At 55.0% G+C, this 22,138-nt stretch carries 18 protein-coding genes and 3 pseudogenes; 10 read left to right on the top strand and 11 right to left on the bottom strand.

Annotation, left to right across the window (positions count from 1 at the left end; translation table 11 throughout):
- Both ACYZTU_RS19305 and ACYZTU_RS19300 read right to left on the bottom strand, forming a co-directional pair.
- Positions 1-1,347, bottom strand: a complete 1,347-nt coding sequence (locus tag ACYZTU_RS19305; RefSeq protein WP_461964750.1) for a heavy metal sensor histidine kinase — start codon at positions 1,345-1,347, stop codon at positions 1-3.
- The gene (locus ACYZTU_RS19300) at positions 1,347-2,027 is read right to left on the bottom strand and encodes a heavy metal response regulator transcription factor (RefSeq protein ID WP_461964749.1); all 681 of its coding nucleotides are present in this window, start codon (positions 2,025-2,027) and stop codon (positions 1,347-1,349) included. Before ACYZTU_RS19300 ends, ACYZTU_RS19305 begins: the two co-directional genes overlap by 1 nt.
- Before the next feature lie 155 nt (positions 2,028-2,182).
- Here ACYZTU_RS19300 and copI point away from each other — a divergent pair, with 155 nt between their 5' ends.
- The 4 genes and pseudogenes from copI (at position 2,183) to ACYZTU_RS19280 (ending at position 6,186) form a co-directional block, all read left to right on the top strand.
- Positions 2,183-2,719, top strand: coding sequence for a copper-resistant cuproprotein CopI (copI, locus tag ACYZTU_RS19295; protein WP_461964748.1), 537 nt, complete (start codon positions 2,183-2,185; stop codon positions 2,717-2,719).
- A gap of 61 nt (positions 2,720-2,780) precedes the next feature.
- Entirely contained in the window at positions 2,781-3,611 is an 831-nt protein-coding gene (gene queF, locus ACYZTU_RS19290) for an NADPH-dependent 7-cyano-7-deazaguanine reductase QueF (RefSeq protein WP_461964747.1), read from the top strand.
- Positions 3,612-4,209: 598 nt separating this feature from the next.
- Positions 4,210-5,527 (top strand): annotated as a pseudogene (gene ltrA, locus ACYZTU_RS19285) (group II intron reverse transcriptase/maturase).
- Between the two features lie 368 nt (positions 5,528-5,895).
- A complete protein-coding gene (locus ACYZTU_RS19280) occupies positions 5,896-6,186 on the top strand; it encodes a hypothetical protein (RefSeq protein WP_461964746.1) in 291 nt (96 codons plus the stop codon).
- 121 nt (positions 6,187-6,307) lie between these two features.
- Here ACYZTU_RS19280 and ACYZTU_RS19275 read toward each other — a convergent pair.
- The 5 genes and pseudogenes from ACYZTU_RS19275 to ACYZTU_RS19255 all read right to left on the bottom strand — a co-directional run.
- A pseudogene (locus ACYZTU_RS19275) lies at positions 6,308-6,394 on the bottom strand (IS5/IS1182 family transposase); the annotation flags it as partial.
- A gap of 2 nt (positions 6,395-6,396) precedes the next feature.
- On the bottom strand, positions 6,397-7,626 hold the full coding sequence (locus ACYZTU_RS19270; RefSeq protein WP_461964745.1) for a nucleoside recognition domain-containing protein: 1,230 nt from the start codon (positions 7,624-7,626) through the stop codon (positions 6,397-6,399).
- Positions 7,627-7,972: 346 nt separating this feature from the next.
- Positions 7,973-8,818: an alpha/beta fold hydrolase gene (locus ACYZTU_RS19265; protein WP_461964744.1), complete on the bottom strand. Its 846-nt coding sequence runs from the start codon at positions 8,816-8,818 to the stop codon at positions 7,973-7,975.
- Between the two features lie 335 nt (positions 8,819-9,153).
- Positions 9,154-9,417 carry a DUF4404 family protein gene (locus ACYZTU_RS19260; RefSeq protein ID WP_461964743.1) on the bottom strand — a complete coding sequence of 88 codons (264 nt, stop codon included), beginning with the start codon at positions 9,415-9,417 and terminating at the stop codon, positions 9,154-9,156.
- Positions 9,418-9,527: 110 nt separating this feature from the next.
- A complete protein-coding gene (locus tag ACYZTU_RS19255; protein WP_461964742.1) occupies positions 9,528-10,148 on the bottom strand; it encodes an HAD family phosphatase in 621 nt (206 codons plus the stop codon).
- Positions 10,149-10,348: 200 nt separating this feature from the next.
- Between ACYZTU_RS19255 and ACYZTU_RS19250 the strand changes: the two genes are divergently transcribed.
- The 3 genes from ACYZTU_RS19250 (at position 10,349) to rssC (ending at position 13,054) form a co-directional block, all read left to right on the top strand.
- Entirely contained in the window at positions 10,349-11,038 is a 690-nt protein-coding gene (locus tag ACYZTU_RS19250; protein WP_461964741.1) for an MlaA family lipoprotein, read from the top strand.
- A gap of 352 nt (positions 11,039-11,390) precedes the next feature.
- Positions 11,391-12,575, top strand: a complete 1,185-nt coding sequence (gene rssB / locus ACYZTU_RS19245) for a two-component system response regulator RssB (RefSeq protein ID WP_461964740.1) — start codon at positions 11,391-11,393, stop codon at positions 12,573-12,575.
- Complete coding sequence (rssC, locus tag ACYZTU_RS19240) at positions 12,572-13,054, top strand: anti-sigma factor antagonist RssC (protein WP_007935262.1); 483 nt, start codon at positions 12,572-12,574, stop codon at positions 13,052-13,054. Before rssB ends, rssC begins: the two co-directional genes overlap by 4 nt.
- Before the next feature lie 73 nt (positions 13,055-13,127).
- On the opposite strand, the gene tal is transcribed toward rssC, so the two are convergent.
- Both tal and dusA read right to left on the bottom strand, forming a co-directional pair.
- On the bottom strand, positions 13,128-14,054 hold the full coding sequence (gene tal / locus ACYZTU_RS19235) for a transaldolase (protein ID WP_461964739.1): 927 nt from the start codon (positions 14,052-14,054) through the stop codon (positions 13,128-13,130).
- Between the two features lie 178 nt (positions 14,055-14,232).
- Entirely contained in the window at positions 14,233-15,228 is a 996-nt protein-coding gene (gene dusA / locus ACYZTU_RS19230; protein ID WP_129442950.1) for a tRNA dihydrouridine(20/20a) synthase DusA, read from the bottom strand.
- Between the two features lie 166 nt (positions 15,229-15,394).
- Between dusA and ACYZTU_RS19225 the strand changes: the two are divergent.
- Positions 15,395-15,721, top strand: a pseudogene (locus ACYZTU_RS19225) (hypothetical protein); the annotation flags it as partial.
- 49 nt (positions 15,722-15,770) lie between these two features.
- On the opposite strand, the gene ACYZTU_RS19220 reads toward ACYZTU_RS19225, so the two are convergent.
- Positions 15,771-17,102 (bottom strand): hypothetical protein, encoded by a 1,332-nt coding sequence (locus tag ACYZTU_RS19220; RefSeq protein WP_461964738.1) that lies wholly within the window; start codon positions 17,100-17,102, stop codon positions 15,771-15,773.
- Positions 17,103-17,589: 487 nt separating this feature from the next.
- Here ACYZTU_RS19220 and tnpB point away from each other — a divergent pair, with 487 nt between their 5' ends.
- Together tnpB and tnpC are read left to right on the top strand one after the other, a co-directional pair.
- Entirely contained in the window at positions 17,590-17,949 is a 360-nt protein-coding gene (gene tnpB / locus ACYZTU_RS19215; RefSeq protein ID WP_252117532.1) for an IS66 family insertion sequence element accessory protein TnpB, read from the top strand.
- Positions 17,950-17,965: 16 nt separating this feature from the next.
- Complete coding sequence (gene tnpC / locus ACYZTU_RS19210; protein ID WP_461964737.1) at positions 17,966-19,510, top strand: IS66 family transposase; 1,545 nt, start codon at positions 17,966-17,968, stop codon at positions 19,508-19,510.
- Positions 19,511-19,734: 224 nt separating this feature from the next.
- Here tnpC and ACYZTU_RS19205 read toward each other — a convergent pair whose 3' ends face one another.
- Positions 19,735-21,762 carry a hypothetical protein gene (locus tag ACYZTU_RS19205; protein ID WP_461964736.1) on the bottom strand — a complete coding sequence of 676 codons (2,028 nt, stop codon included), beginning with the start codon at positions 21,760-21,762 and terminating at the stop codon, positions 19,735-19,737.
- Positions 21,763-22,138: the final 376 nt, after the last annotated feature.

Here is a 22,138-nt window from a genome sequence, read left to right as displayed (position 1 = left end):
TCAGGTTCGCGGCAACTCAATCACAAACCGTGTCCACCCGTTATCCGATTCGCAACGAATCTGCCCGCCATGGGCACGGATGATTGACTGAGTAATCGCCAACCCCAGTCCTGCATGTTCACTACTGCCTTCCTGGCGCGCCGGATCAGCCCGGTAGAAGCGATCGAACAAGCGCGGCAGCAACGCCCCGTCAATTCCGTCTCCACTGTTCTCAATCGTCACGCTCAATCCTTTGGCTTGCTCGACTATCCGCACCCGAACCTCGCCTTGGGCAGGCGTACACCGCAACGCATTGTCCAGCAAATTGGAAAGCGCCCGACGCAACATGCTGCGATCGCCCTCCATGCGCGCACTACCTTCACGACTCAACCTGACTTGAGCGTCCTCCGCCAGCGGCGCAAAAAACTCCAGCAATAGATCCGCTTCTTCCGCCAGCTCCAGCGGTTCGCGCTTGGGCATCAACAACCCGTGGTCAGCCTTGGCCAGGTACAACATGTCGTTGACCAGTTGCGCCATCCATTGCAGTTCTTCGAGGTTGCTGTGCAGTGCTTCGCGGTAATCCTCGATGGGACGTGGGCGGGTGAGGGTGACCTGGGTGTGGGTCAGCAGGTTCGACAATGGCGTGCGCAATTCATGGGCGATGTCGGCGGAAAAGGCCGAGAGCCGTTGAAAAGAGTCGTCAAGGCGTCCGAGCATGGCGTTGAAGTTGTGGGCCATTTCCGCGAGTTCTGGCGGCATGTTTTCTACTGGCAGCCGTGCATTGAGCGATTGCGCTGAAACACCGCTCGCCACTGCACTCATGCGCCGCAATGGCCGCAATCCGCTGCGCGCTGCCCACGCACCGAGCAGGGCCGTGGCCAGTGCTGACAAACCGACGGTCAGCCAGATCAGGTGTTGCATGCGTTGCAGAAAGTGCTGGTGATGGGTGATGTCCAGCAGCAAGGTCAACTGCGGCGATTCGGGTTTGTCGAGGTAAAGCGGAGCGTTGAGGACGCGGTAATCAGTACCGTTGTTGCTCACCGTGGACAAACCCGGTTGGGTAGGCAATGCCTGGGGCAGGCGCGTTGAACTGTCATACCAGCGTTTGCCGTCGCTGCCGGTGATCCGCAGCGACAGATCAGCCTGTCGGCTCAATTCATCGGCCAGCTTGACTTCGCTTTCACTCGACTGAATGTCATGAAGTGCTCGGCGCAAACCTATCAACTTGCCGTCCAGCAGCTGCTGATCGAGTTCAACGAAATGCGCTTCACTGGCCCGGCTGAACAACACCCCGGCGAATAATGAAACTACGGCGGTGCACGCCGCAAACAGCAGCGCCAGACGGCTGCTTAACGAAAGTCGACGCATCAGGCGTGGCGCTCTTCAAGGACGTAACCCATGCCACGTACGGTGTGGATCAACTTGTTGGGGAATTCATCGTCGATCTTCAGGCGCAAACGACGGATCGCCACTTCGATGACATTGGTGTCACTGTCGAAATTCATGTCCCAGACCTGGGAAGCGATCAGTGACTTGGGCAGGACTTCGCCTTGCCTGCGCAGGAGCATTTCCAGCAGGGCGAATTCCTTGGCCGTCAGGTCGATGCGCTGACCGTTGCGCTCGACGCGGCGGCGGATCAGGTCAAGGCGCAAGTCCGCCAGTTGCAGACTGGTTTCCTGAGGTGTGGCGCTACCGCGGCGCAATAGGCTGCGGACCCGGGCCATCAGTTCGGAGAACGCGAAAGGTTTGACCAGGTAATCGTCGGCGCCCAGTTCGAGGCCGTGGACCCTGTCCTCCACCGCGTCTCGCGCTGTAAGAAACAGAACCGGTGTGTCGAGGCCGGCACCGCGCACCGCTTGCAGAATCTGCCAGCCATCGCGACCGGGCAGCATCACATCGAGAATCAACAGGGCGTAATCGCCCGTCAGCGCCAGTTGCTGGCCGGAGCTGCCGTCCGCCACCAGTTCAGTGTTGAAACCGGCCTCGGTCAGGCCCTGGCGCAGGTAGTGGCCAGTTTTCGGTTGGTCTTCGACAATCAGCAGTTTCATGGGCGACTCGGGGCGAATGGAACGAACGCTTTATACCGTGGGCGGCGTTAATACAGGCCAGCCTGACAAAATTGTAATCTGGCTGTCAGGTTGCGGGCAGTCGCAGCAGTTTAGAGTTTTCCACAGGCTGAACCTTACCTTGTTGGAGTATGACTATGTTTTTGCGCAAATCCCTGGTGCGGGCTGCCTGTTTGCTGGCGCTGAGCTCGCCAGCGTGGGCTTCCCCGGCGCAGACCTATGACTTCGGTCAACCGGCCCCGGCGGCCTTGGCGACTCGTAGCGTTGAAGTCGTCATGGGTGACATGTCGTTCACTCCCAAGGCGATTGATATCAAGGCCGGTGAGACGGTTCGTTTTGTGCTGGTGAATAAAGACCCGTTGTTGCACGAATTCAACCTTGGTGGCGCGGTGATGCATGCCAGGCATCAGCAGGAAATGATGAAGATGCAGCAGAGCGGCATGCTCACGCCGACAGGCATTGCGGATATGGACCACGGCTCAATTCCCGGTATGGAGCACTCATCTCAAGGGCATGGTATGAAACACGACGACCCTAATAGCGTGCTCGTCGAGCCGGGCAAAACAACCGAGCTGACCTGGACCTTCAGCAAGGCGACCAACCTGGAATTTGCCTGCAACATCCCCGGTCATTACCAGGCCGGGATGGTCGGCAAGTTGACTGTCAGTCAGTAAGCACTCAAAGGAGGGAGCAAAGACTGGTAGAATCCGCTGATTCTTCAGTCAGGTTTCCGCCATGCATCCCGCAGCCGAACACTCGCCGCTGGGCAAATCCAGCGAATACATCGCCACCTACACACCGTCGTTGCTGTTCCCGATCCCGCGCACCGCGAAGTGGGCCGAACTGGGCCTGACGGCTGAAACCCTGCCCTACAAAGGCGTGGATTTCTGGAACTGCTTCGAATTGTCGTGGCTATTGTCGTCGGGCAAGCCAGTGGTGGCCATTGGCGAATTCAGCATCCCGGCGGATTCACCGAATATCATCGAGTCGAAGTCGTTCAAGCTGTATCTCAACTCCCTGAACCAGACGCCGTTTGACGACACTGCAAGCCTCGAATCGACGCTGGTCAAAGACCTGTCGGCCGCTGCCGGTAAACCGGTCGGCGTGCGGATTCGCAGCCTCAAGGACGTCGAGGCCGAAGGCGTCGTGGCGTTGCCGGGTGTGTGCATCGATGATCTGGATATCAGCGTCAGCAACTATGAGCATCCGCGTCCGGAACTGCTGCGTTGCGATGAATCGCGCATTGTGGAGGAGAGCGTGCACAGTCATTTGCTCAAATCCAACTGCCCGGTCACCAGTCAGCCGGACTGGGGTAGCGTAGCAGTGGAATACCGTGGCGCGGCGCTGGATCACGCGAGTTTGCTGGAATACATCGTGAGCTTCCGCCAGCACTCCGACTTCCACGAGCAGTGCGTGGAGCGGATTTTCCTCGACCTGCAACGGTTGCTGAAACCGGAGAAATTGACGGTGTATGCGCGGTATGTGCGGCGTGGTGGGTTGGACATCAACCCGTATCGCAGCACTGAAGAAGTGCAGCTACCGAACCATCGGCTGGTCCGCCAGTAAGAGCAAAAAAGCCCCGCTGATCTTGACGTATACCCTGACGGTACATAGTTTCGTGAGTTAGTACAGGAGGTCTAGCAGGTGTAAGCTTTCGAGCATCAATGCCTTGCGATGCAAAAATACATCGTAAGCCATCGCAACTCCTAAGCGCCGACAGCGATGTCGGCGCTTTTTTTATGTGCGCCCAGCATGGGCGCAATCTTGTGGGTGAAAGTCCCGCCGTAAGCTGACCACAGCGAACGAAGTGAAGCGCAACTGCATAAGGGCGACCGAGTGTGGGAAGGAAGCGTGAATCGAAGCCATGAGCCGATGTACAAGAATCGGATACAAGGCGGAGCCGATCAGGGCGAGCGGGCATAAAATCGCGAAGCTCTTGTGGTCAAGGATCAGGCTGCGTAAATCCGGCGGTTGTGTGGTGAAGGATTGCGTTCTTACCTGGGGAGATCTCGCCTTGTGCCTGAAAGGGCGACGGCCAGCCGGAGCGAGAAGTCAGCAGAGGCCGTAGTAGTTTTTTTTAGACGAAGGGCCGAACGAGAGAGAGCGTTATAGGCCATGTTGATGCGAACGACCGAAAGTCAGATGCCTGCCAAACGCGGGGCGGATGGAGACTGCGAACGGTGAAGCCGTGAGAAGCTCCGTCAGCGACGAGGTCAATCGCCCGCAAAATGAAACCGACAACGCAGGGCAAGGGCTGCTGGAGCGGGCCTTTGCGAGAGAAAACCTGAAGCGGGCGTGGAAACGAGTCAAGGCCAACAAAGGCGCAGCAGGAGTTGATGGTCTGGACATTGAACAGACCGCCGAACATCTGCTGACCCAGTGGGCGGCGATTCGCGAACAGCATCTTTCAGGCGTCTACCGGCCTCGTCCGGTACGGCGTGTGGTCATTCCCAAGCCTGACGGCGGTGAGCGCGAGTTGGGTATCCCAACGGTCACTGACCGTTTGATCCAACAAGCACTGCTGCAAGTCCTGCAACCGCTACTCGATCCGACGTTCAGTGAGCACAGCTACGGCTTTCGCCCGGGACGCTGCGCGCAGGACGCCGTTTTGGCGGCCCAGCGCCATGTGTCTTCAGGGCGCAAAGTGGTGGTGGATGTTGATCTGGAGAAGTTCTTCGACCGGGTCGATCACGACATCTTGATTGATCGTCTAGGCAAAAGGATCGCGGGCCGGGCGGTTATTCGCCTGATCCGGGCTTATCTGGATGCGGGAACGCTGATCAATGGCGTGGTCGAGAAAAGCCGCCGCGGGGCGCCACAAGGCGGCCCGCTGTCGCCGCTGCTGGCGAATGTGCTGCTAGACGAAGTGGATCGTGAGCTTGAACGTCGAGGCCATTGTTTTGTGCGCTATGCCGACGATGCGAATGTGTATGTTCGCAGCCGCAAGGCTGGTCAGCGGGTGATGACTTTGCTGAAGCGCATGTATGAAAAGCTGCACTTGAGCGTCAACGAGAGCAAGAGTGCGGTGGCGAGTGCATTTGGTCGCAAGTTTCTAGGGTATGCGTTTTGGGCTTCTCCAAAAGGCGTCAAAAGGGCAGTAGCGGTCAAAGCGCGTCAGCGCTTCAAACAGTGCATCCGCTGGTTTACCCGGCGCTCAGGTGGCCGCAGCTTGCAACAAGTTGTCGACCGATTAAGGCCCTACATGCTTGGCTGGAAAGCTTACTTCGGCTTGTCGCAAAACCCCGAGAGTCTGGCGAGAGCTGGATGAATGGATACGGCACCGACTACGGGCAATCCAGCTCAAGCAAGGGCGGAGAAGCTCAACGATCTATCGCGAGCTGCGCAAGTTGGGGGCAAGTGAGGCTGTTGCTCGCAAAGTGGCGGGAAACTCTCGCGGCTGGTGGCGCAATAGCGCTCTTGAGCTCAATCGGGTGCTAGATATAGCGAGTTTCGACAGGATGGGTTTGCCGCGTCTCTCCTGACCTCAATCTCTCGAACCGCCCGGTGCGGAACCGCATGCCGGGTGGTGTGGCAGGGGAACGGCCTATGAAGGCCGTCCCCTATGCCGATTACGGGATTTATACTCACGTGAGGCTTTGCGTCCGGACTTCCATCCTCAGCGTGGATAGCTGCACGGACTTGTGCATCCTATTTGGATTCGATCTGACCGGCCGAAACCGACGGTGGCGACAGGCAGAAATCGGCCAAGAGCTGCCGGTGGTCGTTGCATTTCGCTTGTCGCCGACGTTTGGCTAAGCTGAACAAATCGGGACGAACTGAAACCTGAGTGATAGCGGCCATCCGCGGATCTGGATTGGCATTCAGACGGTAACTCACAAAGGAGATGAATATGCATGCGGTAATCAGAACCTACTCGGGTGCTGGCGCAAAGCAGCTTTTCGATATTTTAGAAGAGCACAAGTCCGACGTCGAAGCTGCCCTGCGCAAAGTGTCTGGCCTCGTAAGCTACACACTGCTACCTAACGGTGATGGCGGTATGTCGGTGACTGTTTGCACGGACAAGGCCGGCACCGATGAGAGCTCGAAAGTCGCGCGCGACTGGATTCAGAAAAACGCTTCGAATGTCCACGCGAACCCGCCGGTCGTCACGGAAGGCGAAGTCATCGTGCAGATCAATTAGCGCGCCCTTGCGATCTCTCACGACAATACTGCTGACTCGGATCAGTCTCCGTCAGCTTGCGGAGTAAGCGAACGACGGCTCGGGGTCGTTTGATGCCGACCGTCGGCGTTGGCCTTTTGTTGCAACGCTTGAGCGTCAGCAGTGCCCCTTTGCGGTCGGTGACGTCGGCGGTAGTCACCGCAACAGCATGGGGTAATCCCTGGGTGTCCCTTAGCCGAAAAACCAGTAGCACACCACAATCGAGGCCACCACCCCGACCAGATCCGCCAGCAGGGCGCAGCCCACGGCATGGCGGGCGCGTTGCAGGCCGACTGAGCCGAAGTACACCGCCAGCACATAGAAGGTGGTCTCGGTGCTGCCCTGCATGGTCGCGGCGACCAGCGCCGGGAAGCTGTCGACGCCGTGGGTCTGCATGGTCTCGATCAGCATGGCGCGCGCCGCGCTGCCGGAGAAGGGTTTGACCATGCCGGTGGGCAGCGCCTCGACGAAGCGCGTATCCCAACCTAGGCCCTCGACCAGCCAGCGGATGCCGTCGAGCGCCAGGTCCAGGGCACCGGAGGCGCGCAGTACACCCACGGCGCAGAGCATGGCGATCAGGTAGGGTAGGAGGTTTTTCGCCACCTCGAAACCTTCCTTGGCGCCCTCGACGAAGGTCTCGTAGACCGCCACCCGCTTTAACGCGCCCAGCAGTAGGAAGGTCAGGATCAGGCCGAACAGGGTCAGGTTGCCGAGCAGCGAGGAGAGCGCCGCCAGCGCGGTCGCTGAAAGCCCGGCGAGTATCGCCATAAAGCCACCGAGCAGCAGCGCGCCCGCGCCGAACCACGCCAGTAGCACCGGGTCCCAGAGTTTCAGGCGCTGCATCACGGCCACCGACAGCAGCCCGCTGAGGGTGGAGACGCTGTTGGCCAGCAGGATCGGCAGGAACACCATGGCCGGATCCGCCGCCCCTTGCTGGGTGCGGTACATAAAGATCGACACCGGCAGCAGGACGAAGGACGAGGCGTTCATCACCATGAACAGCACCTGGGCGTTGCTCGCCGCGATGTTGCTCGGGTTGAGTTCCTGCAAGGCCTTCATCGCCCGCAGGCCGATGGGCGTGGCGGCGTTGTCCAAGCCCAGGCCGTTGGCGGTGAAACTCAGGGTGATCAGGCCCAGGGCCGGGTGGCCGCGCGGCACTTCCGGCATCAAGCGGGCGAACAGCGGGCTCAGCAGGCGCGCCAGCACATCGACCAGGCCGGCCTTCTCGGCGATGCGCAGGAAGCCAAGCCAGAGCGTCAGGGTGCCGAACAGCAGGACCATGACTTCGACCGACAGCTTGGCCATGGCGAACAGGCTTTCGACCATTGCGGCAAATACCGCCGGATCATCCCCCAGCAACCAGCGGGAAAAGCCGGCAATCGCCGCCACCACGAAAAACCCCAACCACAAGCCGTTGAGCATAGTTATCTTCCCGTTTTAATTGGCGGGATAATAGCGCGGCTTAGCTGGCCGGGCTGCGCTTATAAATCTGAGTGGCGGCTGGGCGGTTATCTATGTTGGCGAATCAGATTGGCCACCCGATACACATGATTAATGGCGTAAGTCCGGGCTTACGTTGGGGACACGAAGCTAACAGGCCGTTGAAAAACTATCTGCGTTGACAATACAGCGTTAAAGACGGCCTCAAAATGCTCATTTACAGCTCGTATACTCCGCTTTTTCGGCCGTTTTTGCTTTGTCTTGCCTGCCCTCACCTACGTTTTCAATGGCCTGCTAGTGGGCCCTTGGGCAAGCCCATTAGCAGGCATCAGCGATCAATTCCGCTCGGATTGCAGCAGGCGTGGCTTGAACATGCCGTTGGCGATATCGGCGCGGGCTCTTCATCGCCGTGCTGCCGGCAGAGGAATTCGCGTATCGCTTCGGCGGTTCTCCTGGCGCTGGTCACCACGAAAAAATGCCCCTCGCCCTGCAGGACTTGCAGTTCGGCACGGCGAATGGTGCGGCGCAGGATGTGCGCGTTGTACTGCCGCACCAGGGTGTCGCGTTCGCCGGTGAGGATCAGCGTGCGCTGGCGCAGACGGAACAGCCGCAGCAGGCTGGTCCAGCCGACCAAGGCGGTGAGCTGGTGGTAATAGGTTCGCGGGTTGACCGTCAGCATGCCGTTCACCACACCGAAGCGCAGCAGCGTCTGTATCGAATTGCGCGAGCCTTCTTGCTTGCGCAGTTTGGCGCTTTTGCTCCTGCCAAAAAAATCCAGGATGTCGGCGGGCTTCACCAGCATCGCCGGGCCGGCCGAGGTCGCCGCGAGGATCAGCCGGCGCACCATGCTCGGGTAACGCAGGGCAAATTCTTGCGCCAACGCACCGCCCCAACTCACGCCGAACACATCGACCTGGTCGATTCCCAATTGCTTGAGCATCTCGGCGATCAGGTCGGCATGGCGCGGCAGACGCATCGGCCAGCGGGGCATTTGCGATTTGCCGACCCCGGGCACATCCAACGTAATGGTCCTGTAGTCCACCAGTTCATCGCGCAGGGGATCGAAGGTACGGATCAACCCACCCAGGCCGTTGAGCAAGAGCAGCGGTGAGCCTTGGCCGCGGATTGAAACGTTCAACTGCAATTCTTTAATGGTTAATTTGTGCGTTGTCATGGTTTCCCCCTTTGCCTACCCGCTGTTAAGAACTTGTGCTCGTGAGCCGGTACCGTACTGCAAATACCATATGATCCCTGGCCACTTAGACGAGGAAAAATGTTCAACATCATCCCTAATGAAATTAATCAGTTGAACGATCTCGATCTGCGAGAGTTGGTGGGGCGTCTCTGTGAGGCCGAGTTAGATCACGGGATGGCTTTCACATTCGAAGAGCAAAAAAATACCCCTCGGAGAGGGGTATTGGTATAGCAAAAACCTGAAAAGACCCTAACTATGCATTTCCAAGTGGGGGAAATAAATCACTGGCGGGGCTTTTTGCGTATTCGGCGGATTCAGATTCCCATATTTCCCAGCGCTTGCACGATGTTGCGCAAGGTGCCGGCCAGGGTCGGGTGTTCTATTTCGAAGCGTTCGACGGCCAGGTTCACATTGTCGGCGAGGTTGGTGTCCTGGGTTTTGGTTTCAAGTTCAAGCTCACGTTCGATTTGTGCCATCAGCGCGTGCAGGTCTTCGCGCTCGGCTTCGGTCAGCGGTGGATTCTGTTCCAATTGCTCGCGCAGAGTATTGAGCTGTTGTTGCAGTTCGCGGGCAGGCATGGCGTTCTTCCTTTTATCGATAGGCACTGGCATAGACCGCAGCAGCACGCCAAAGGTCTATGGCTTGACCTTTAGATTAATCCACTCGCGCGCAACCTGCATGATCTCCATCAGGGCTTTTCGCCCTTGAGTCGGCGCAGGCTGATATCTGCCAGGCAAGTATCAAGTTCACCGAGGTGATCGATCACCGAATGCACACCCAGACCGAACAGTTGCACCGTTGCCTTGCCGCGTTTGAATTCCCGTTCCTGCTGAGTCAGCGCCTGCCAGTCGTTGGGTGCCAGGCCGCAGAGTGAGCCGCAGGACGCCAGACCAATCGTCCACAACCCGGCATTGAGCCCCGCTTGCAGCAATCGCGGTTCGCCGCTGACCAGCACGCAACCCTCCAGTCGTTCAACATTCAGCGTCATCAAGGCTTGCCAGCAGGCATGCGGTGCCGGCCATGGATTGTTTGTTTCGGGGTATTGCGAGGGTTTGATCCATGAAGGCAATGCGGCGGCCAGGGAATCGCTGAGGGCAGGGGGGAGTTCGTCGAGCCAGGCACAGGGAATCTGCTGATGCTGCAAGCTGCGCAGGCTATCCAGCGCACCGGGCGTGGCTTCGGCGTGCACGGCAGAGTGGCTGTTTTGCGTACGCGTGCGTGCGCCGAAATCCACCAGGCAACCACTGAGTCCGAACAGCACGGCGGTCAGGCTGGGCGCAATGTGGGGCAATGTTTCGGCGTGCGGCATATCAACATCCCTGAAATAGCCTCAAGGCTAGGGGGCGACGGTGACAGTTGAGTGACACTGATGTGAATCGCTCACAATTATCGCGAATGATCCAATAGGCTGCCTCGCACGGTGCTGCCTTAAGCGGCTTTTCCGTCTTATACTAGCCAGCTTCACGCTTGGGCCAAGCGCCCGCGCCAGTACAACCAAGGAGTTTTTCTATGCGCTGGAGCAATCATCTAGCTCAGCTTTGTGTGTTTGCCAGTGTATTGCTGGTTCCGTTCGTTGCCCAGGCAGCCTCGGAAGACGACCCTTGGGAAAGCATCAACCGCCCGATCTACACGTTCAACGACGTAGTCGATACTTATGCACTGAAGCCTTTGGCGCAAGGCTATCAGTTCGTGACGCCACAGTTTCTTGAAGACGGCATTCACAACATGTTCCGCAACGTCGGTGATGTCACCAACCTTGCCAACAACATCTTGCAGGCCAAACCGGCCGCCGCTGGCGTCGATACCGCACGCTTGATCTTTAACACCACCTTCGGCCTGCTGGGCTTCATCGACGTGGGCACCAAAATGGGTCTGCAACGCAGTGACGAAGACTTCGGCCAGACACTCGGCTACTGGGGTGTGGGCAGCGGCCCGTACGCGATGTTGCCGTTGTTGGGGCCAAGCACGCTACGTGACGCGCCGTCCAAGTATGTCGACGGCTACACCGGCCCGTACCCGTACATCCACGACGTGCCCGTGCGTAACTCGGTCTTCGGTCTGAACATTGTCGATACCCGCGCCAGCCTGCTGTCGGCCGAGAAGCTGATCAGCGGCGACAAGTACACCTTCATCCGCAATGCGTATTTGCAAAATCGCGAATTCAAAGTCAAAGACGGCCAGGTCGAAGACGATTTTTGATCTCGACCTGTAAAACCGAGAAGGCGGCCAGTTGGCTGCCTTCTTTCGTTGAGCCTCCGGGACCGGTTTGACGCAGGGGTTCGAACCTTCCATTACGTTACGGTTTTGCCTGTTCTTATAACTCCCGGTGATTTGAAATGGAAAGACGTCAAGCGACCATCGGCGTGAGCTTGAAACGCCCCGCGGATGGGAGTACCGTCTGCGCCTTAGAAGGGCACCTCTGGTGTACCTGTGTGTAGGGCAAAGGCTCGAAAACAGTGCAGTAGAGAGGCTAGAAAGCGAATCCAGTAGTGTGAGCCGGGACAAAGCCCCTGCCTGCTACGCCAACCTAATTCTGGCGCCGTTTGCCCACATGCCAAAAACCAGTGCCACGCTGCTGATAATCGATGATGACGAAGTAGTGCGCGCGAGCCTCGCGGCCTACTTGGAAGACAGTGGTTTCAGTGTCCTGCAGGCCAGCAATGGCCAGCAGGGTCTTCAGGTATTCGAGCAAAACAAGCCCGACTTGGTCATCTGCGATCTGCGTATGCCGCAGATGGGCGGGCTCGAACTCATTCGCCAAGTCACCGGGCTGTCGCCACAAACCCCGGTAATCGTGGTTTCGGGTGCCGGCGTGATGAACGACGCGGTCGAGGCCCTGCGCCTGGGCGCTGCGGACTACCTGATCAAGCCTCTCGAAGATCTTGCCGTGCTCGAGCACTCTGTGCGCCGGGCCCTGGATCGTGCGCGCCTGCTGCTGGAAAACCAGCGCTACCGCGAGAAGCTGGAAAAGGCCAACCGCGAGCTCGCCGCCAGCCTGAACCTGCTCCAGGAAGACCAGAACGCCGGTCGCCAGGTGCAGATGAACATGCTGCCGGTTAGTCCCTGGACCATCGACGAGTTCCAGTTTGCTCACCAGATCATCCCGTCGCTGTACCTGTCGGGTGATTTCGTTGACTACTTTCGGGTCGACGAGCGTCGGGTAGCCTTCTACCTGGCGGACGTTTCCGGTCATGGCGCCTCTTCAGCCTTCGTTACCGTGCTGCTGAAGTTCATGACCACGCGCTTGCTGTTCGAGTCCAAGCGCAGCGGCACATTGCCGGAATTCAAGCCTTCAGAGGTCCTTGGTCATATCAACCGAGGCCTGATCAGTTGTAAGCTGGGCAAACACGTCACGATGGTCGGTGGAGTCATCGACGAGGAGACAGGTTTGTTGACCTATAGCATCGGTGGTCATTTGCCGTTGCCTGTGTTGTACACGCCAGACAGTGTTCGTTATCTGGAAGGGCGTGGTCTGCCGGTCGGCCTATTTAATGAAGCCACCTACGAAGACCACGTACTGGAGCTGCCGCCGACGTTCAGCCTGACGCTGATGTCTGACGGCATCCTGGACCTTTTGCCAGAACCTACACTCAAAGAGAAAGAAGCGGCTTTGCCCCAACGGGTCAAAGCAGCGGGCGGCAGCCTGGATGGTCTGCGGCAGGTTTTTGGATTGGCCACGCTAGGGGAGATGCCGGATGATATCGCCCTGTTGGTGTTGAGCAGGAATCTTCAATGAGTACCGGTAGAATCCAGTTCGCCGAGCAGGATGGCACCTTCGTCCTGAAGTTCGTCGGTGAAGTTCGCCTGACCCTGTGTTCGGCGTTGGATGCGACTATTGAGCGGATCTTCACGGCGTTGAACTTCAATGCGATCGTGATCGACCTGACCGAAACCCGCAGCATCGACAGCACCACCCTTGGCCTTTTGGCCAAACTGTCGATCCTGTCGCGGCAAAAGGTCGGCCTGCTGCCGACCGTCGTCACCACCCACGAAGACATCACCCGTCTGCTGCAGTCCATGGGCTTCGAGCAGGTGTTCAACATCGTTGACCGCCCGATCCCGTGCCCCGAGTGCCTGACCGACCTGCCAGATCAGGATCAGTCCGAAGAAGTGGTGCGGATCAAAGTGCTCGAAGCACACAAGATCCTCATGGGCCTCAACGACTCCAATCGTGAAGCATTCCATGATCTGGTGAACGCCCTCGAGCGTCACTGATACCATAAGAGACCGCACACAAAAAAGGGCAAACCTATGAGGGGTTGCCCTTTTTGCGTTTGCTCTTATTGGATCAGAGCTTGGCTTGCAACAATGCTTCGAGTTTTTCCTGGTCGCGAGCAAACTGACGAATACCCTCAGCCAATTTCTCGGTCGCCATCGCGTCCTCGTTGGACAACCAACGGAACTGCGCTTCATTCAGGCTCAAACGTGCTTCACCGGCATGGCCCGGCGCCAATTTGCGTTCCAGCTTGCCGGTATCCGCCGCCAGCTTATCAATCAAATCCGGGCTGATGGTCAGACGGTCACAACCCGCCAGCTGCTCGATCTGATTCAGGTTACGGAAGCTCGCGCCCATGACCACAGTCTTATAGTCATTGGCCTTGTAGTAGTTGTAGATGCGCGTCACCGACTGCACGCCCGGATCATCCGCGCCGGTGTAGTCGTTACCATTGGCCTTCTTGTACCAGTCGTAGATACGACCCACGAACGGCGAAATCAGGAACACCCCTGCCTCAGCACACGCCGCAGCCTGAGCGAACGAGAACAGCAACGTCAGGTTGGTCTGGATGCCTTCCTTTTCCAGTGTCTCGGCGGCACGGATGCCTTCCCAGGTAGAAGCGATCTTGATCAGCACGCGGTCACGGCCAATGCCGGCCTTGTCGTACAGGTCGATCAGACGGTGCGCACGCTTCAATACGGCGTCAGTGTCGAACGACAGGCGCGCATCCACTTCGGTGGAAATACGGCCAGGGATCACCTTCAGAATTTCTAGCCCTACCGCAACGCCAAAACGGTCGCTGGCCAGGCCAACATCGCCTTTGCAGTCACTGACGCACGCGTTCAGCAACTCGGCATAACCGGAAATGGCCGCCGCTTTGAGCAGCAGGGAAGGGTTGGTGGTAGCGTCCACGGGTTTAACGCGAGCGATAGCTTCGAAGTCGCCGGTGTCGGCAACCACGGTGGTCATTTGTTTGAGTTGTTCCAGCTTGGAAGTCATGGGCGTGCTCTGTCCTATGGGTCTAATGACATTACCCGAGCGCTGTCAGCCACTCAAGGGTGCGTGTACGTATCGATGGCCCCAGCGGCAACAACCGGAAAACGGCTGTTTGAAAGGCGGGGCGCGGTGTCGGTAAATACGATGCCAAATCAGACCACAGGTTCAACCCAAGCGACCGTTAACGGCCCTCAAGCAACTCTGCCGCCTGATCCAGCAACACCAAAGGCTCCTTGGCCTTATGAATATCCACCGACAACAACTGTCGAAACTTGCGCGCCCCCGGAAACCCGGTGCCCAGCCCCAGCACATGCCGAGTGATGTGGTGCATCGAGCCGCCCGCATCGATGTGTGCGGCTATATAAGGCCGCAACTGCGCCAGCGCCTCGGCTCGGCTAATCACCGGCGCCGTGCTGCCGAACAGTTGCTGATCCACCTCAGCCATTACATAAGGATTGTGATACGCCTCACGCCCCAGCATCACACCGTCAAACGTCTGCAAATGCTCGTGACAGGCTTCCAGGGTCTTGATCCCGCCGTTGAGAATAATCTCCAGCTCCGGAAAATCCGTCTTCAACCGCGCCGCCACGTCATAGCGCAGGGGCGGAATATCGCGGTTCTCCTTCGGCGACAACCCCTCCAGAATCGCAATCCGCGCATGCACCGTAAAACTCGTGCACCCGGCATCCCGAACCGTGCCGACGAAATCACACAACTGCTCGTAGCTGTCCCGCCCATTAATCCCGATCCGATGCTTCACCGTCACCGGAATCGACACCGCATCGCGCATCGCCTTCACACAATCCGCCACCAACTGCGGATGCCCCATCAGGCACGCACCGATCATATTGTTCTGCACACGATCACTCGGGCACCCGACATTCAGATTCACCTCGTCGTAACCGTGCTCCTGCGCCATGCGCGCGCACATCGCCAGGTCCAGCGGCACACTGCCGCCGAGTTGCAGGGCGAGCGGGTGTTCGGCTTCGTTGTGCCGCAGGAAACGGTCGTGGTCGCCGTTGAGGAGTGCGCCAGTGGTAACCATTTCTGTGTAGAGGAGGGCGTGCTTGGAGAGCAGGCGTAGGAAAAAACGGCAATGGCGATCGGTCCAATCCATCATCGGGGCGACGGAGAAGCGGCGGGAGAGCGGGGCGGGTGTGGCGGTGATTGGGGGCATGGGGGGATCTGAGATGGGTGGGGCTGGGAAGTGGGGGAGTTTAACAGGATTGGGGTTGCAGGGCTTAGGCGAGCTTTTCTGCGATTGCTCAGTACATCTGAGCAAAAGCATGGGAGGAAATCGACTGGATCGCTACGAGTAAATAAATCTGTCCCCATTTTTTTGCGGATCCGTGAGTCTGGCGGCCGTGGACGATCTGCACCAGTCCACCGGTCGTGATCTGAATTTGGTGGTGGCGCAGAAGCACAACGCCACGGTGGGTGGCGACATGCAGGAGAAGATTCAGGGCCTGCGCGAGAGCGGGTCTGAAGGTGTGAACCTGTTCCAGCTGGTGTGCGACATGCTGGACCTGCTGCAGCAGATGAACACACAGCCGGCTGCACACTCTCACGTACTAGGACCAGCGCCGAGCCCGACCGATGCAGCAATATTCACGGCCAAGGCAGCGCAAGCGTTGGCTCTATCAGCGAAGCTCAAGCCGATCACACTATGAATTAATCTTTCGCGAGAATTCTGGCTCTCTAGTTTCTATAGGGTCTACCCTAATTTTTTTTCGTAGCGGGCTTGGTAGAAATTTTATTTTTCCCGAGGGTGCTTTCGGCAGAGCTCGGGCTATCTAGTTTTGCAAGCACTTCTGCGAGTTTAGTATTCGGGGAGTTTAATTGCTCGAGAGCTTTTGCAAGTTTTGAGTCTGGGGCGCTTAGCTGCTCAAGAGTTTTTGACAGCGCTGAGTTGGGGGCGCTTAGCTGTTCGAGAGCTTTTGCAAGTTTTGTATCTGGGGATCTTAGCTGCTCAAGAGTTTTTGCAAGCTCATTGTTTGGTGATCTCAAATCGTCGATAAGCTTTGCGAGACTGCTGGTCCGGTTGGTTACTCTGCTTATGGATTTTAAATATTCAGGGTCTGTTGTTAGCAGCTTAGAATTGAAAATATCTGACGAGTTACTTGCAAGTATCTGCGCTAATCCGTAAGTCTTAGATTTTGCTGTGTTCTTTTCTTTGATGTTGTCAACGCTAGTCTGAAGTGAGTCAATAGTTGTTTTTGAGGCGCTACCCTCAGATTTTAATTTGTTGATCTCTTGTTGTAATGCCTCTATGTCAGAATCTCTTGCTGCCAGGGCGGCCTCACCTTCGAGGATTGCTGTGTCTGTTGTTTTGATTAGCTGATCAAGTTGTATTACGAATGACCCCATGTCATCTGCGGTGCCGGATAATCCGTTGAATAAGTCAAGGTAGTGGATTAGCAAGCTGTTTTCAGAGAAGTCTGGATACTTGACTTTATGGTCTATTTCACTCCAGCCTTCTTGGAATATTGTTCGGACTTGTACCTCTACTAATATCGGTTCCTTCTCTGCGCCATAGGAAAAATCGTAGTGTATTGACCGATAACCTGCGTCGTGAATATCTTCTTTAGCACCACGTTCAATGATCTCGGTAAGTTCTCGATCACCATTTCTCTTGAAAATTGATGTGTCTGTGATATTCCAAGTTTCCCGGATCTGCTCGTCAATTGCGAAACAATCCTCTTTCAATAGATGAAGTGCTCTGACGCCGATAAGGTCAGATACAACAGATCTATAGTTTTTGGATGTGATACCGACCCACTTTTCTTTTGGGAGAGGCTCTAGGTTTTTTCTTAGTATTTTTTTTAGAAGCCCGAAAGTATCTTTCACTCGCCACCTAACGGAGTGTACTCCATTAAATTCTTGGAGCCTGTTTGCGATGGAGCCGCCGTGAAGAGACAGGGTTTTCAAGGCGTTGTCATGATGTTTTGCAATCGTCTCCAACTGAGACCAGTCAAGCGTTGATTTTTCCCAATCTTTAGCAGTGTATCCAGCCTTTGTAAGAAACTCTTCAAGCGTCAATGTAAATGACATCGATCAACTCCATGTAATAGGTAATCAGCGTCGCTATAAATCATGCGCTGTTTAATAATGAAAAAAACCGCACTGGACGGGGTTGCAATGTCATGGTCAGCTTAGCGTGACGTGATCAGCGAGGATAGCTGGAAAAATCAGACGGCAAGAAAAAACAGCATGAAAAAGCACTTATCCTCCTCCCGCCGACGGGCTTTGCGTGCTTTTTTTGCAAAGAGTATGGAGGGGCAACCAACGGCCCAGCTTAGGCCAGCTGCCGGCTCGGTGACGCGATCGACAGTTTCACTGTGTGCAAAACTTTGTAAATAGGTTAAGACTTTTTGCGCGACTCTCAGGGAGTGCGAAAGCAGCGGTCGATTTCTGAGAGCTAAAGGGACGGATTTATTTTCTATGTTGTTTCTATGTAAGGGATCCATGAACCCCACATTCCAAGCGGATAGCTGACGGCTGATGCTGTGCTCCCGATTTCCATGAGGAGCCCATCACCATGATGCGTCCCAATGCCAGCGTTGAAAAAGTGTACCTCTATCCAAAGCCGGTAGACTTTCGAAAGTCCATCGATGGCCTGGCTGCGCTGGTCGAACTGGATATCAAGGTCGCGGTGTTTGACCCCGTGCTCTTTGTTTTCCTGAATCGCCACCGTAACCGCGTCAAAGTGTTGTACTGGGAGCGCAACGGCTTCTGCCTTTGGCTCAAGCGCCTGGAGTCCGAGCGTTTTAAAATTTCACCTGATGAGGTGGACGAGGCTATCGTGCTGACCGTTCAGGAGCTGAACTGGCTACTGGATGGATTTGATCTCTGGCGCAACCGTCCTCACAAGGTTTTAACGCCAAGATTCGTCGCTTGACGGGTATAATCCGGGCATGAATTTGATGCCCGAAGACCTCCCTGATGACCCTATTCTGCTCAAGCAAATGTTGCTTGAGGCACTCAGCCGTCAGCAGGCAACGGCTGAGGCATACCAGACTCATATCGTCGATCTAAAAGAACAGATCAAGTTGCTGCGCGACCGTTTATTCGGACGTAAATCCGAGCAGACCGTTGAACCCAACACGCCTCAACTCGCGTTATTCAACGAGCCCGAAAGCGAGCCGATGCCTTCAGTCGGCGACGCTGACGAAGAAGTGGTTGCTCCGACGCCACGTCGTGGCAAACGCAAGCCACTGTCGGCTGATCTGCCGCGCATCGAAGTCATCCACGAACTGCCAGAACATGAACTGACCTGTGCCTGCGGTTGCCGCAAGCATGTGATCAGTGAAGAAACCAGCGAACAGCTGGACATCGTGCCGATGCAGATCCGAGTGATCAAACACATCCGCAAAGTCTACGGCTGCCGTGGTTGTGAAACGGCTCCGGTCACTGCTGATAAACCTGCTCAGTTGATCGAAAAGAGCATGGCCAGTCCGAGCGTACTGGCGATGCTGCTGACCACCAAGTATGTCGATGGCTTACCGCTGCATCGTTTCGAAACGGTGCTGAGCCGACACGGTATCGATATCCCGCGTCAGACTCTCGCTCGCTGGGTTATCCAGTGCGGAGAGCACTTACAACCGTTGCTGAATTTAATGCGCGACCGATTGCTGGAAAGCCCGGTCATCCACTGTGATGAAACCCGCGTCCAGGTACTTAAGGAACCGGATCGAGACCCTACCAGCCAATCCTGGATGTGGGTGCAGGCCAGCGGGCCGCCAGACCGAAAAGTCGTGCTGTTCGACTACACGTCCAGCCGTGCGCAGGACGTGCCGTTGCGCCTGCTGGAAAGTTATCGCGGCTACGTGATGACTGATGATTACGCGGGTTATAACGCATTGGCGTTGCAACCGGGTGTGGAGCGGCTGGCGTGCATGGCCCATGCACGGCGCAAGTTCGTCGATGCGCAAAAAGTGCAGCCCAAGGGCAAGACGGGACGTGCCGATATTGCACTGACGATGATCAACAAGCTGTACGGCATCGAGCGTGAACTCAAGGATGCCAGTGATGAGCAGCGTTTTATTGGCCGTCAGGAAAAGAGCCTGCCGATCCTGGCTCAGTTGAAAAGCTGGCTGGATAAAACGCAGTCGCAGGTGACGCCGCAAAGTGCGCTTGGCAAGGCCGTTAATTATCTGGCCAGCAACTGGAGCCGTCTGGAGCGTTACGTGGAGGCCGGATTTTTACCGATCGACAACAATCCGGCGGAGCGTGCAATAAAACCGTTTGTGATCGGGCGCAAGGCATGGCTGTTCAGCGACACGCCCAAAGGCGCCACCGCCAGTGCGCAGATCTACAGCTTGGTCGAGACCGCCAAGGTCAACGGCCAGGAGCCCTATACGTGGCTGCGCCACGTACTGGAGCGGCTGCCGCATGCGGAGTCGGTGGCCGATTACGAAGCGCTACTGCCATGGAACTGCTCGCCAGAGATGCCACGGTAAACGAGGCGGTTGTCTTACGGGAGGTGTGGTTCATGGATCGGATACGTTTCTATGAGAAAAATAGATCTGTCCCTTTGTTCCATTGAAACCAATCACGCTGTAGTCTTTTGCTTAATGTGTCCTTACCTTCGCAGGGAAGGGCATAGCTAGCTCTAGTAAAAGATTGCCTTTTGTTTATAGGTTTTCCTTAGGGAGAGCATTTTTTAAACTTGTTGCTTTTGTTTTTATTTTTTTGTATAGGTAAGTATATTGAACATGTCCATGCTGGACATGCAGGAGTGTTTAATGGTTTTTAAGTTTTCGTAAAACTCATCTGAGTTTTTTGTATCTTTTAATAAGAATATGATTTGTGGTACGCCTAGAAAAAGACAATCGAAAAATGCTTGTCTTTCGTCAGGTTTGAATTTAGATATTTCTGTTGTTTGTGATAGTAGGGTTTCCAGAAGTTTGTTGCATTCGTCAAGTGCAATTTTTTGAGCTTCTGTACCCTGTGTTGCTGATATTTGTGCTGTGAATAGGGTCTTTATAATGTTGTCGGCTACCGTGCGGTCTTGAAGGCTTCCCCAATCGAAAAGCGTTACTGCAATACGCTCAATTTTTCTTCCTTCAAGTTTGATGTGTCGTCCGTCGATAAAGTTTATTCCGTTGTTTTCTAAAAGCTCTATTTCCTGATATGACAGTTGAGTCTGAGACTTTATCATAGAGCGACTAAGATCAATCAGTCCCTCAAGGCTACGGCCTCCCATAGCTGCTTTTGTGAGGGGTTTCTTTTTTATTTCAAATAGTATTACGGCGTTGTCGCACTCAATAGCTAAGTCACAATCGAGTGTTTTTTTTCCTACTTTGTATTGGCTGGAGAGCGCGGATGGAGTGATACCGTGATCGGCGAAAATACGTCCTAACATAGGCTCTATAGCCACGCCTATTTTATTGTCTGTTTCACGCTCATTTTCCCGTGTGACCCTAGCTAAAGATTCAAAAAAACCTATTGAACAGATTGGAGGGGAAATAACTAATAACTTATTGCCGGGTTGCCATATAAATGGTTTGTTGTGAAAGTCGGCTTTTGAAGAGTCTGTTGGTGAAAAAAAATCATGGTTGATAGAATCAGTTTTATGCGTAAAGTGATCCGCGATATTTTTAACAAATTTAGATGAACACCCCATCTGTTTCGCCAGGTCGCTGTGGCTTATAATCGCGTTGACTGCCTCCGGGCGTACCATCGTAAATGTTGCTTCAGCAAGACGTATTGCGTCAGTTACGTCCCATCCTAACTTGGTTCGCATCTTGGGGCTGTCGACCCATGTGAACAACTCGCGCATCATCTTTACAACGTCTCGGGCAATTACCTGTCGAAAACTGAGGCAGAAGTCACCAAGTGTAAGTCGTTCAATATATTTAGGTAGTTGCTCATGGTCGGTGAATATGTTTGCGTACATTGAATAGTCTTCAACGTCAAAAATAGAAACAATGTCTCTAGCTAATTCGAATATCTGATTGATTTCTGGAGTGAAGGTTTTTTCGTGGCTTTTTTTTCTTAGGTGTCGGACTGACATGTTCAACAGGTATCCATGTGGATATGCTGGCATTCTCACTTCGCCATGAGGGCTATCGGCCTCGCGCCCGGCCAAATAACGCTCATTACTGAATTTTTTTCTATGATGAAACATCCAGAAAATCCAAAAAATTATCGCTGCACCTCCGACCGTGCTAATCGATTTATCTAGATTTGTATATGCTAGTTTAAGTTGCCCTTCCTCGAAGAAAAATTCTCCACCACGAATTCCAATTTCATAGCCTTGCGATCTTAGCCTAATGGCTGCTTGCGTAACTGCTATGTCACGATCGTTTCCTATACCACTTGGCGTATGGCCCGGAATTGCCATCAAGCAGTACACCGCACGAAGTGCAATTCGCCAGTGACTGACCTCGGACAACGAACGGAATTTCTTTTCGTTAACTCCGAATAATATCCAAACTACCAAAGTGTGATATACGAATGTCGACCCGAGATATAGGTGTTGTCTTAAAAGCGCTCGCTCGAGCTCGCGCAGATTTATTCCATCTTCGCCCGATGTTGCAACAATAGACTCTCTGATAAGTTGGAATAAGGCGTCGCAAACCTGATGCTCTAATAAATCGCTCTGATTTAGTAGTCTGCAGTGATAGTCATAGTCCGAAAAGTTTGATTTTTCGAGGTGCACTGAGTTTGCTAATTCTCTGAAAGCGTCCGTGTCTTCATTGCTAATCATAAACTCACCGAATTTCTGTTATGGGATTAATCTGCAGCGATTGTTCGGAAGTCGCTTTTCCGTGGAGGCATTCTGCCAGTTTCAACGAGAAAATCACCCACAAACAAAAAAATCTGAAAAAGAGCAGAAAGGGGGGGACGGTTTTATTTTTCGTAACCGGCATTCAAGCCTACGTTGTACTAGAAAGCTTGCCAGTGATCACAAACGTATCAAACAATTTCTGCCCATCACGTACTGCTTCTCGAATATCCAGGAACGTCAATTCTTTACGAATGACTTTTCTGTAACGTTGATCGGTTTTTTTGGTAGTGGTCATCGGAGATTCCGAAGGGTGCGCATTCATGCTGATTAGTTAATGTGATTGATAGTACTCGGG

The sequence above is a fragment of the Pseudomonas sp. HLT2-19-2 genome (assembly GCF_054898005.1).
The sequence above is the reverse complement of the archived record's forward strand: the minus strand, read 5'-3'. Positions and strand labels throughout refer to the sequence as shown.